Origin of the sequence: Pseudomonas sp. St290 (assembly GCF_018325805.1) — a bacterium.
In the GTDB taxonomy this organism is placed as follows: domain Bacteria; phylum Pseudomonadota; class Gammaproteobacteria; order Pseudomonadales; family Pseudomonadaceae; genus Aquipseudomonas; species Aquipseudomonas bijieensis.
Genome location: NZ_AP014703.1, coordinates 6,023,066 through 6,035,603, shown reverse-complemented (window position 1 = coordinate 6,035,603; position 12,538 = coordinate 6,023,066). Strand labels below are relative to the sequence as shown.

At 63.3% G+C, this 12,538-nt stretch carries 8 protein-coding genes; 4 read left to right on the top strand and 4 right to left on the bottom strand.

Features of this window, described 5'->3' with window-relative positions:
• Positions 1 to 2: 2 nt before the first annotated feature.
• The 4 genes from dxs to PBDP_RS26410 form a co-directional block, all read right to left on the bottom strand.
• Complete coding sequence (dxs, locus tag PBDP_RS26425; RefSeq protein ID WP_134926008.1) at positions 3 to 1,901, bottom strand: 1-deoxy-D-xylulose-5-phosphate synthase; 1,899 nt, start codon at positions 1,899 to 1,901, stop codon at positions 3 to 5.
• Between the two features lie 114 nt (positions 1,902 to 2,015).
• A complete protein-coding gene (gene ispA / locus PBDP_RS26420) occupies positions 2,016 to 2,903 on the bottom strand; it encodes a (2E,6E)-farnesyl diphosphate synthase (protein ID WP_212801525.1) in 888 nt (295 codons plus the stop codon).
• A complete protein-coding gene (locus tag PBDP_RS26415; RefSeq protein ID WP_047229733.1) occupies positions 2,900 to 3,142 on the bottom strand; it encodes an exodeoxyribonuclease VII small subunit in 243 nt (80 codons plus the stop codon). Before PBDP_RS26415 ends, ispA begins: the two co-directional genes overlap by 4 nt.
• A gap of 247 nt (positions 3,143 to 3,389) precedes the next feature.
• The gene (locus PBDP_RS26410) at positions 3,390 to 4,526 is read right to left on the bottom strand and encodes a Fic family protein (RefSeq protein ID WP_109756447.1); all 1,137 of its coding nucleotides are present in this window, start codon (positions 4,524 to 4,526) and stop codon (positions 3,390 to 3,392) included.
• Positions 4,527 to 4,794: 268 nt separating this feature from the next.
• On the opposite strand from PBDP_RS26410, the gene PBDP_RS26405 reads away from it, so the two are divergent.
• Genes PBDP_RS26405 through PBDP_RS26390 form a run of 4 tightly spaced genes read left to right on the top strand, consistent with a single transcriptional unit; the run spans position 4,795 to position 12,537 of the window.
• Positions 4,795 to 5,583 (top strand): YfaP family protein, encoded by a 789-nt coding sequence (locus PBDP_RS26405; protein ID WP_109756448.1) that lies wholly within the window; start codon positions 4,795 to 4,797, stop codon positions 5,581 to 5,583.
• A gap of 35 nt (positions 5,584 to 5,618) precedes the next feature.
• Complete coding sequence (locus PBDP_RS26400) at positions 5,619 to 7,328, top strand: DUF2138 domain-containing protein (protein ID WP_116833564.1); 1,710 nt, start codon at positions 5,619 to 5,621, stop codon at positions 7,326 to 7,328.
• Positions 7,313 to 7,972, top strand: coding sequence for a DUF1175 family protein (locus PBDP_RS26395; protein ID WP_212801524.1), 660 nt, complete (start codon positions 7,313 to 7,315; stop codon positions 7,970 to 7,972). Before PBDP_RS26400 ends, PBDP_RS26395 begins: the two co-directional genes overlap by 16 nt.
• Entirely contained in the window at positions 7,969 to 12,537 is a 4,569-nt protein-coding gene (locus tag PBDP_RS26390; RefSeq protein ID WP_212802542.1) for an alpha-2-macroglobulin family protein, read from the top strand. Before PBDP_RS26395 ends, PBDP_RS26390 begins: the two co-directional genes overlap by 4 nt.
• The last annotated feature ends 1 nt before the right edge of the window (position 12,538 follow it).

The following is a 12,538-nucleotide window of genomic DNA, read 5'->3' as shown; positions in this document are numbered from 1 at the left end:
AATTACAGGCCCAGCAGTTGCAACCGCTGGCGCACCGACGTTTCGATCCCGGCCTCATCCAGCCCGCACTCAGCCAGCATCTGTGCCGGCTTGGCATGTTCGACATAGCTGTCCGGCAAGCCCAGGTGCAGCACCGACTTGAGGATGTTCTCCCGGGCCAGGAATTCGCTGACCGCCGCACCGGCGCCGCCCATGATGGCGTTTTCCTCGATGGTCACCAGCAGCTCATGACTGGCAGCGATCTCGCGCACCAAGGCTTCGTCCAGAGGTTTGACGAAACGCATGTCCACCACGGTGGCGTCCAGGGTTTGTGCGACTTTCAAGGCTTCGGCCAGTTGTACGCCGAACACCAGCAGTGCGGTTTGCTTGCCTTGACGGCGGATTACGCCCTTGCCGATCTCGATCGGCTCCAGGTCGGCTTCGATCGTTGCGTTCGGGCCGGTGCCACGAGGGTAGCGCACTGCCGCCGGGCCATTGAACAGGTGCCCGGTGGTGAGCATCTTGCGCAGCTCGTTTTCATCGCTCGGGGTCATCACCAGCATGCCGGGGATGCAGCGCAGGAACGACAGGTCGAAGCTGCCGGCGTGGGTCGGGCCGTCTTCGCCCACCAGGCCGGCGCGGTCGATGGCGAACAGCACATCGAGGTTCTGCACCGCGACGTCATGGATCAACTGGTCATAGGCGCGTTGCAGGAACGTCGAATAGATCGCCACCACCGGTTTGGCGCCTTCGCACGCCATGCCGGCGGCGAGGGTCACGGCGTGCTGCTCGGCAATCGCCACGTCGAAATAGCGCTGTGGATAGCGTTCGCTGAACGCCACCAGGTCCGAGCCTTCCTTCATCGCCGGGGTGATGCCCACCAGGCGCGGGTCGGCGGCGGCCATGTCGCACAGCCATTGGCCGAACACGCCGGAATACTTCGGTCCGCCGGCCTTTTTCGGCGCGGCCGCCGGGGCGTCCAGGGGTTCGAGCTTGGTGATGGCGTGGTAACCGATCGGGTCGACTTCCGCCGGGGCGAAGCCTTTGCCTTTCTTGGTGACCACGTGCAGGAATTGCGGGCCCTTGAGGTCGCGCATGTTGCGCAGGGTGGCGATCAACGTGGGCAGGTCGTGGCCGTCGATGGGGCCGATGTAGTTCCAGCCCAACTCTTCGAACAGCGTGCCGGGTACCAGCATGCCCTTGGCGTATTCTTCGGTGCGGCGGGCGATTTCCCAGGCACCGGGCAGGCGCGACAGCACTTTCTTGCTGCCTTCGCGCATGCTGGCGTAAGTGCGGCTGGAGAGGATCTTCGCCAGGTAGTTGGAGAGGCCGCCGACGTTGCGCGAGATCGACATGTCGTTGTCGTTGAGGATCACCAGCATGTTGGCGTTGACTTCCGGCGCGTGGTTCAGCGCTTCGAAGGCCATGCCCGCCGTCAGTGCGCCGTCGCCGATCACGGCAATGGCCTTGCGCTCGCTGTTTTGCAGACGGGCGGCAATCGCCATGCCCAGGGCGGCGCTGATGGACGTGCTGGAGTGGCCGACGCCAAAGGTGTCGTACTCGCTCTCGGAGCGACGCGGGAAAGCAGCGATGCCGTCCTTCTGGCGCAGGGTGCCCATGCGCTGACGACGCCCGGTGAGGATCTTGTGCGGGTAGGCCTGGTGCCCGACGTCCCATACCAGCCGGTCGTCCGGGGTATCGAACACGTAATGCAATGCGATCGTCAGCTCGATGACGCCCAGGCCCGCGCCGAAGTGCCCACCGGTCTGGCCGACCGTGTAGAGCAATTCCAGGCGCAACTCATCGGCCAGGGTTTCCAGCTCGGCTTCACCCAGGCGACGCAGGCCGTCCGGCGTGTTGGCGCGGTCCAGCAGGGGCGTGGTCGGGCGCTTGCGGGGAATCTCTTGAAACGTCGTGGGCATCAGGCGAATCGTTATAGGTATAGAAAGAGGCGGCAGTTTACCTTATGGATCGCAAGCTGCCCACGCGTTGGCCGGAACTTGGCCGATACGCAGTCTAAAGGGGTTGACCCCGTATCAACTGCGGCGTTCGACGATATATCGCGCCAAGTCGCGCAACGGCTCGGCCGCCGCGTCAAAGGGTCGCAGCGCGGCCAGGGCCTGGTCGCGCAACTCCAGGGCATAGGCCTTGGCGGCGTCGAGGCCGAGCAGGGCCGGGTAGGTGGGTTTATCCCGGGCGATGTCGGCGCCCTGGCGCTTGCCCAGGGTCTGGGTATCGCTTTCGACGTCGAGGATGTCGTCCTGCACCTGGAACGCCAGGCCGATGGCCCGGGCGTAGGTCTGCAAGGCTTGTAGCTGTGCGGGTGTCGCCCGACCGCTGGCGAGGGCGCCGAGTTTGACACTCGCCTCGATCAAGGCACCGGTCTTGTGCCGGTGCATGTATTCCAGCGCGCTCTGGTCCAGCTTCAGGCCCACCGAGCCGAGGTCGATGGCCTGGCCGCCGACCATGCCTGCGGGGCCGGCCGCCAGCGCCAGGGCGCTGACCATGTCCAGGCGAATCTGCGCCGGGCAATCGCTCAGGGCCGGGTCCAGCAGGGCGCTGAAGGCCAGGCTCTGCAAACCGTCGCCGGCCAGGATCGCGCAGGCTTCGTCGAATTGCTTGTGGGTGGTGGGCTGGCCGCGACGCAGGTCGTCGTCGTCCATGGCCGGCAAGTCGTCGTGAACCAGCGAATAAGCGTGGATCAGCTCCACCGCGCAGGCCGCGCCATTGGCCTGTTCGGCCTGGCCGCCCAGGGCTTCGCACGCGGCGTAGGCCAATAATGGGCGCACGCGCTTGCCGCCGTTCATCACGCTGTAGCGCATGGCTTCGTACAGGCGCGCCAGTTCCGGGCTTGGAGCGCTGAACAAACTATCCAGTGCAGCATTGACCCGGGCCTGGCTGCTGGCTTGATAGGCGCCGATCATTCAGGCTGGTCCGCGTCGAAAGGCTCTTCGGTCAGCTCGCCATCACGTTCGAGCAGCAATTGCACCTTCTGCTCGGCCTGGGCCAGCGCCGCCTGGCAGTCGCGAGTCAAGCCGATGCCTTGCTCGAAGGCGGTCAGCGAGTCTTCCAGCGACAATTCGCCGTTCTCCAGGCGCTCGACCAGCGTTTGCAGGTCGGCCAGGGATTGTTCGAAATCCAGTGCAGCTTTTTTGCGGGCCATGGCGGCTATTCCGGTTGACTGTTAAACCGGCGCGACACTAGCAGACATGGGGTTTTGGGGCAAATCAGGGCGCCAGGCTATCCCCCTATCAGCGAGGAGTCGAGAGTCTGTGGCGAGGGGATTTATCCCCGTTGGGTTGCGAAGCGACCCCAAAGCTGAGTACTCAATCCATCTGACACACCGAGGTGTTAGCTTTTAGGGCTGCTTCGCAACCCAGCGGGGATAAATCCCCTCGCCACAAATGATCTTATGCGTCTGGATAATTTATGCGGTACCGCGTGCTGCGCCCTCCGCCAGGCATTCGCTCCAGGCAGCCTTTCTCCAGCAGTTCCGTCAGATGTCGGGTGGCCGTCGCCTTGGAGACCTTGGCCACGGCCTGGTATTGAGCAGCGCTGATCCCGTGCTCAAAGCCTTTTTCACCGCCATCGAGCAACCGATTCAGCACTTTGGTCTGTTCAGGCGTGAGTGCCGAAGCGCGATGGGCTTGCCAGAACCGTGTCTTACCCAACACGCTTTCGATCTGCGTCATCGCTTTGTGCAGGCTGCGTAACAGGGTCTGCAGGAACCATGTCAACCAGGCCGTGATATCCAGTGTGGCTTTCTGACTGCTTTCGAGGATTCGGTAATAGCCGGCGCGGTCTTCCAGGATACTCACCGACATGGCATAGAAACGGATCGCTTGGGCTTCGCCCTGGGCCAGTGCGAGGTCGGTCAGGGTACGGGTGAGGCGACCATTGCCATCGTCGAACGGATGCAGGGTGACAAACCAGAAGTGAGCAATACCGGCACGCAACAACGGATCGAGCTCGGCCTGATGACGACTGGCCTCGAACCAGTCGACGAACGTTTGCAATTGCTGTTCAAGGCCCTGACGAGGCGGCGCCTCGAAGTGAACGGTAGGTCGGTCCAGTCGGCCTGAGACCACTTGCATCGGTTCGGCACCGCGCAACGCACCTACGCGGATCTGCCTATGGGCAAGGTCGCTCGCTTGATCAGGAAACAACCACTCGTGCCATTCCAGCAAGCGCTCGATGGTCAGGGGCTGGTTGAAGTGCCGGGTCGCGTCCAGCAACAGGTTCGCCAAGCCTTCGCTGCGTTGGCTGACCGGCGTGTCATCGACTTGTTCGAGGCCCAGGCGCCGGGCCAGGGAAGAGCGCACCGAGCCGACATTCAATTGCTCTCCTTCGATAGCCGAGGAGGTCACGATGTTTTGCAGCAAGGCATCCAGTTCGTTCTGGACGCTGATCGAAGTCGTGACCGCGCCGGTCATGCCGAGCAATTGACCCTGGGCCTGCACGCATTCGCGCAGCAGCGGTGCCAATGCTTCAGCTTGCCAGTGAAAACCGGGCCAGTCGGGCTGTTGCCAGATCCAATGGAATGCCATGCGCCTGTCCAAAGATGAATGAGCCGAATAATAACGCTATTCGGCTCATTTTGTGAGCCGAATAGATCTTCTATTCGGCTCTCGCAACCCTCAGTACGTGATTTCCCACACAGAATCGCGCGTTCCCCGATTGTTAATAATCCGCCGAATCGCTAACCTTCGCGCCATCTACGGCCCCCTTGCGACGGGGCCTTCAGACGAAACCTGAATAATGACAAGCGCGCTGAGGATTGGCGCCGGGTTGCGTCGTGCATGGCAGGAGGCATACGTGCGTTTTCTTTCTTTATTGATCGTGTTGCTCGGCGCGCCGCTGGCGTGGGCGCAGCCTTCTGCCGAGATGTCGGAGCCGGTGGGCGGCTGGCGCTACAGCGGCTTGCTCGATCGCACTGAAAACCCCCAGGTCGCCTATCCCACGCCGCCCATCGATCGGGGCGTGCAGCGTAATCGCACGATGATCGAGGGCCGGCTCAAGGCCATGGGCACGGCTCGCCAGCCCCACAGCCTGGCGGTCAACGGCAACCCACTGAATCTCTATACCGACGACGAGGGACGTTTCGCCCGGCCGTATGCGTTCGGCGCCGGCTCCAACAGCGTCGAGGTGCGCAGCTCCGAAGGCCAGTCCCTCAAGCGCGTGCAATTCTATGAAGCCAACAACCTGCGCACCCCGGCGCAGATCCGCGTGGTGCTCGGCTGGGACGATCCCAAGGCCGAACTCGACCTGCATATCGTCACACCCGACGGCCAACATGCGTTCTTCGGCCAGCCGGCGCTGAGCAACGGCGGCGGCCTCGACCCCGATGGCGTCGACGGCCCCGGCCCGGAAATGTTCACCATGACCGCGCCGATGCACGGCACCTACCTGGTCTACGTGAACTATTGGGGCAACTACGGCAGCGGCGGCTACAACTTCGATGAGACCAGCAACCAGAACGAGGTGATCACCTCGCAAATCAACCTGGTGCTCAACGAAAACACCGTCAATGAAAAACGCGAAACCTTTGTCGTGCCCCTGCGTGCCATTGGCGATCTGTTGCTGGTCAAGACTTTCAACTACTAAGTATCCGCTCCACGGATGAACAGGCCCTTGTGAATATGAGCGACAACACTGCTTCCCCGACCACGCCGACACCTGTCGCCAAACCTGGACGCCGCTGGCCGGCGCTGCTGATCGGGCTGTGCCTGGTGGCGGGTGTCGTCGCCGGGATGGGCTGGTTCATGACCAAGCCCAAGGCGCCGCCCATGGAGCTGGCGTTGGAAAAACTCGGCCTGAGCCGCCCCGACGGCTTGCTCGAGGCCCATTCCTTGAGCCAGTTGCCCAAGGACCTGTTGGCGGTGCCGTTCCTCAAGGCCACGCTCACCGAGGACTTCGTCTTCTATTACGAGGCCCATGCGGACCGTCTCGGGCTGATCGGCAGCCTGCGCCGGATCATCTATGAGCATGACCTCAAGTTGCAGGACAGCCTGATCGAAGAGCTGTTCGACCAACCGGCCGATGTGGCGCTGTGGCGCGGTGCCGATGGTCGCCTCAAGGATTTCCTGTTGGTGATGGATCGCGGCGGGCTGGCCAAGGTGCTGGAACCGTTGGCCAAGGTCGCCTTGGACGATACGCAGTTGAGCAAGCTCAGCGACCTGAAAGTCGGTGGCGATGACGTCGCGCTCTACCAGCTCAGCTACAACGCCAGCAAATCCCTGCTTTTCGCCTCCCATGGCGACAAACTGGTGGTGCTGTCCAACCCGACCAAGCTGTATGACCCGGCCAGTGGCGCCGCGGTTGAACGGGGCAGCGTTTCGACCACCGCCCTGGCCGCCTTGCTCAATGGCGACAAACTGTTCCCCGAAGCCTTCGGCCTGCCGCCCAAGGCACCAGAGGTCAAGCAGCGCATCTCGGTCAACGCCAGCGTGCTCGCCATGGGCTACCAGCGTTTCATCCCGAACTTCGCCGGCTTGCGCTTCGACATGGATGACAAGGGCTGGCACAGCTTCCTGGCCATGGACGAACTGGAAAACCAACCGGACTTCGACTTCAAGCCGATCTGGCAAGCCATGCCCATGGGCGCCAGTGCCTGCGTAGCCTTGCCCCTGGCTGCCGAGCAGCAGAAACCGTTGCTGGTCAAACTCGGTGCCGACGAAAAAGCCGCCCAGGCCATGGTCGACCATGTGGCCGGCGCGGCGGGCCTGTGCTGGTACGCCGATTCGCGCCTGTACACGCCGCTGTTGGTGGCGAGCCTGAACGAAGACGATGGCAAGCTCGACGCCGACCTGGGCAACCTGTTCGGTTCGATGGTGGGCGCCTATGAAAACAACGTCGCCGAACATGCCTTCCCGGTGGTCGAGAAGCAGCAAGGCTCGACGCACCAATGGCTGCGCCAGGTCAGTTCCAACTTCGGCCCTTACCTGGCCAAGGAAGCCGAACAACCCGACGCGATCACCGGCAAGGCTTTCCTGCGGGTGAGCCTGGCGCGCCACGGTTCGACCTTGCTGTTCTCCCTCGACGACAAGTTGGTGGACAAGGCCCTCGGCACTCTCGACAAACGCTTTCCACCCATGGCCGACGTGGTACCCAAGGACCTGCTGATGCCAGTCTACTTCGGCCCGGATTCCATTGCGCAACTGATGCAGCGCGAAACCCTCGACAGCCTGCCCCAGGACATGGAGCCGGTGTTCTACAACGCCGCGCAAACCTACCTGATCCCGAAACTGCGCACCCTCGGCGGCTATGGCAAATACGCCCTGACCTTGCCGGAAGGCAGCGAGCCGGACGGCCACTGGCAGTGGCTGCCGCTGGAATGGAAAGCGCTGTGACAGGACTGATCCGCACCCCTGCGTTGACGCTGCTGCTGGCCTTGCTGCTCGGTGGGCCCGCGCGTGCTGGCGAGACGCCGGCGCTGGATGTGCAGCAGTCCCAGGTCTTTCGCGCCTGGTTCGTGCGCATCGCCCAGGAACAGCTGACCAGAGGCCCGAGCCCGCGTTGGTATCAGCAGGACTGCGCCGGGCTGGTGCGCTTTTCCGCCAACGAAGCGCTCAAGGTCCATGATGAAAAATGGCTGCGCAGCAATGGCCTGTCCAATCGCTACCTGCCACCGGAACTGCCCCTCAGCGATGCGCAACGGCGCCTCGCCCAGCAGTGGCAACAGGGTGGCGGCAAAGTCGGGCCTTACGTCAACGCCATCAAACTGATCCAGTTCAACAGTCACCTGGTGGGCCGCGATGTGGCCCAGGCCCGTCCCGGCGACCTGATGTTCTTCGATCAGGGCGACGACCAGCACCTGATGATCTGGATGGGCCGCTACATCGCCTATCACACCGGCACTACAACCCCTACCGACAACGGCATGCGCTCCGCAAGCCTGCAACAACTCATGAACTGGAAGGACACCCGATGGATACCCGACGCAGCCAACCCCAACTTCATCGGCGTCTATCGACTCAACTTTCTCTCCCAATGACCGGTGCCCGCATGCTGCGCTTGTGTTCAAAACTGCCCCTGCTGTTTGCCTTGTTGCTGGCACCCGTGGTTAATGCCGAAGACACCGTGGAGCCCAGCGGCTATACGCCGGTGTCCGGTGAAAGCTTCTTCCTGCTGGCCGACAGCAGCTTTGCCAGCGACGAGCAGGCCATGGTTCGCCTCGAAGCGCCGGGCCGCGACTATCGCCGGTTCCGCATGGAGCCCTATGGCGGCGCCGATATCCGTGTCTATCGCATCGACAAGCCGTTGGATTTCCTCAAGCGCCAGAAGAACCTGCATCGCGTAGTCAGCGATGGGCAGTTCAAGGGCGAAGGCCTGTCGAACACCCTGGCGTACCTGTGGGACAACTGGTATCGCAAGTCCCGTCGGGTGATGCAGCGGGCGTTCTCCTACGAGTCCCGCCAGCAAGTGACCGAAGAAGTGCCGGAGCTGAAGATCGGCGATGCCCTGGTGGCACCGACGCCGTACGACGCGCCGGCACAATTCGCCTTGATCCCGGGCCTGCCGGTGGTCAGCCAGTTCCGTTATCCGCTGTGGCAAGCCAAGCCGATCCAGCCGCCTGCGGGCGTCAACCTGGCCGGCTCGTCCAGTGAGTTCGTCAGCGTCGCGCCGGGCAACGTTTATGTGCCGCTGGGTCAGTTGAAACCGGGCCTGTACCTGGTGGAGGCGCTGATCGGTAAATACCGCGCGACCACCATGGTCTTCGTCTCCAACACTGTGGCGGTCAGCAAGATTGCCGGTGACGAGCTGCTGGTCTGGGCCGCACGCAAGCACGAAGGGCGTTCGGTGCCCAAGGTCAACGTGCTGTGGACCGATGGCCTGGGCGTGATGAGCAGCGGTGCCACCGATGAAGACGGTCTGTTGCGCCTCAAACACGTCAGCCCGGAGCGTTCGTTCGTCATCGGCGAGGACGAGGAGGGCGGGGTCTTCGTCTCGGAAAACTTCTACTACGACAGCGAAATCTACGACACCAAGCTCTATGCCTTCACCGACCGGCCGCTGTACCGGCCGGGGGATTGGGTGTCGCTGAAAATCGTCGGTCGCGAGTTCAAGAACGCCCGTGACTCGGTGCAACCGAGCGCCGCCGACGTCAATGTCAGCGTGTTGGATGCCACCGGCACCGCCCTGCAAACCCTGGCCCTGAAACTAGATTCCAAGGCCGGTACCCAAGGCCGTTTCCAACTGCCGGAAAACGCCGTGGCCGGCGGCTATGAGTTGCGCTTCAGCTACAAGGACCAGCTCTACAGCAGCGCCTTCCGTGTGGCCGAGTACATCAAGCCGCACTTCGAAATCGCGCTCAACCTGGCCAAGCAGGATTACCGCACCGGCGAGCCGGTCAAGGGCAACCTGGTGTTGCTGTACCCGGATGGCAAGCCGGTGGTCAACGCCACGGTGAGCCTGAGCCTGCGCGCCCAGCAACTGTCGATGGTGGATAACGAGCTGCAATACCTGGGGCAATTCCCGGTCGAGCTGACCAGCAGCGAAGTGACCACCGACGACAAGGGCAACGCGACCCTCGACCTGCCGGCCGCCGACAAGCCGAGTCGCTACACCCTCACGGTGTTCGCCAGCGATGGCGCGGCGTATCGGGTCAAGACCACCAAGGAAATCCTCATCGACCGTGGCGCGGCGAATTTCCGCCTGAGCGCGCCCCAGCGGTTCAGCGCCGTCGGCCAGAAGGTCTCGTTCAGCTACGCCAACGAAGGCGGCAACGAACAAGCCAAGGCCGTGACCCCGGGCAGTTATGGCTGGGTACGGCTGGAAGACCAGAGCACCGGCGAGGGCAAGCTTGCGGCCAAGGACAAGGGTTTCAGTCTGACCTTCGACCGCCCCGGCACCTACAACCTGACGCTCAAGGATGACCACGGCCGGGTCATTGGCGCCGCCGCCCATGCGGTGACCGGCGAAGGCATCAAGGCCGTACCGGGCACCGTCGAGATCGTCCTCGATAAAACCGAATACAAGACAGGTGACGAAGCGCTGGCGCTGATCACCTTCCCGGAACCGGTCAGCGATGCGCTGCTGTCGCTGGAACGGGACAAGGTCGAAGCCACGGCGCTGCTGTCCAAGGGCGGCGACTGGCTGAAGATGGAAAAACTCAGCGACACCCAGTACCGCGCGCGCATTGCCGTGAAGGATAACTTCGCGCCCAACCTGACCTTCTCGGTGCTGTACACCAAGGGCGGCCAGTACAGCTTCCAGAATGCCGGCATCAAGGTGGTGACGCCGCAGATCGACGTTGCTGTCGTTACGGACAAAGCCACCTATCGCCCTGGCGACACGGTGACCGTGGACCTGAGCACCCAGTTCGCCGGCAAGGCGATCCCGGCGCACCTGACGGTCAGCGTGGTGGACGAAATGGTCTACGCCCTGCAACCGGAAGTGGCGCCGACCATCGACCAGTTCTTCTATCACCCGCGCCGCAACAACGTGCGCACCAGTGCCAGCCTGTCGTTCATCAGTTACGACGTAGCACTGCCGGGCAGCCCCGGCGCGCCGGGCAAGGCCAACCGCAGCGAACGCGGGGTCAAGGTGCTGGAGCGGCCACGACGTGAAGACGTCGACACCGCTGCATGGCAACCGGAGCTGGTTACCGATGCCAACGGCAAGGCGCGCTTCACCTTCAAGATGCCTGACTCCCTGACCCGGTGGCGCATCACTGCCAAGGCCATCGCCGACGATGGCCAAGTGGGCCAGAAGAAGCAGTTCATCGCTTCGGAAAAACCGCTGTACCTGAAGTGGAGCGGCCCGACGCGCTTCCGCACGGGCGACAAGCCGCAACTGGGCCTGTTCGTGTTCAGCCAGTCGGAAAAACCACTGAAGGCCGAGCTGCTGATCCGTTACGCCGGCGCTGAACAGCGCGTGGTCGCGGACCTGAAAAACGGCATCAACTACGTGGCGCTGCCGGCCCTGGAACTGAGCAGTGGCGACTTGAACGTGCAGTTGCAATTGAATGGCGAAACCCAGGACGCCCTGGCGATGCGCTTGAACGCCAGCGGCAATGGCTGGCAAGTCACCCAGAACCAGCGCTTCGACGTGGCCAGCGGCGACACCCCGCTGACCCTGCCGGCCGACGCCAGCGATATTCGCCTGCGCCTGGATGACAGCCCGCAAGCGTTGTTCCGTTCGGCCCTGGATGACCTGCTGAGTTACCCCTACGGCGGCGTCGAGCAGACCGCCAGTCGCCTGCTGCCGTTGAGCATCGCCTACCCGACCCTGGCGTCGAACCCGCAAATCCGCGACCGCCTGCGGTTGATCATGCAAAACAGCCGCTTGCGCCTGGTGCAGATGGCCGGCCCGTCGGCGAGCTTCACCTGGTGGGGCCAGGACGGTGAGCCGGATGCATTCCTCACCGCCTATGCCTATTACGCCGACTGGCACGCCAGCAAGGCCCTGGACCTGAGCCTGCCACCGGAACACTGGCAGCGGGTGCTGGAGGTCTACGCCAAGCAGGCCGGTGATACGCCGCTGCTGCAACGGGCGCTGATCCTGTCGTTCGCCAAGCAGATGCAACTGCCGGTGAACACCTTGCTCAGTGGCCTGATGGATGATTTGGCGAAGGCCAGTGAAGGCAGCACCGAGAGCGTTTTGGACAGCGGCGAAGACAGCCTGGTCATGAATGCGCCGGACTCTGCCCTGGGCTTGGCCAGCGCTCGCGTGCTGACCGCGTCCCTGGCGAAACAGGCGAAGGTGCCGCTGCCGGCGGCTTTCAGTCGTCAAGCGGAGGCCGCGCAACAGCAACTCGAACTGAGCTCGCAGCCGTTCGTCGAGGCCCTGGTGTTATCGTTGCAGAGCTTCGATCAAGCCCGCGCCACTGCATTGCTGGAACGCGTGTTGCCGCAGCAGTCCACCCTGGAACGGGCCTTGGCCCTGACCTGGTTGCAGCGCAGCATCGAACAGGCCGCGCCGGCTGTGGCGCTGGCGCCGGGTGAAGGCTGGGTCGCCAAGCAGGGTGCGACCGGTGAAACCTACTGGCAGTGGCAGGGCGCGCAGCTTCCGACCCAGCTGACTCTCAGCGGTGCCCAGGAGCGTCCATTGCAAGCGGCCCTGAGCTTCCAGAGCCAGCAACTGCCGCTGGCGCCGATGGCCGTGTCCATCACTCGTCGCCTGTCGCGTCTGGTGCCGGGCGACGAGGCCTTCACCTTCAAGCTCGAGGCCGTGGGTAACAAGCCGTTGTCCAGTGACAGCCTCTACCTGGATGAGGTGATCATCAACAGCAAGGCGTCGACGCCGCTGCGCTACGGCATGCTCGAAGTGCCGCTGCCGCCGGGCGCCGATGTGGAACGCACCACCTGGGGCATCCAACTGCAGGGCAAAGCCGACAGCGAACCGACTTCCCTGGAAAAAGCCCGCTTCGAGCCAGGCCAGATGGCCTACGCAGTGCCGGTGGACGCCCTCAGCGGCGAGCTGCGCCTGCGGCACTTGGTGCGCTTCTCCCAGAAGGGCCAGTTCACCTTGCCGCCGGTGCGCTTCACTCAGGTCTACGCGCCGCAGCATCAGGCGCGGGAACAGAAACCTGCGCTCGGTCAGGTGACGGTCAACTGAC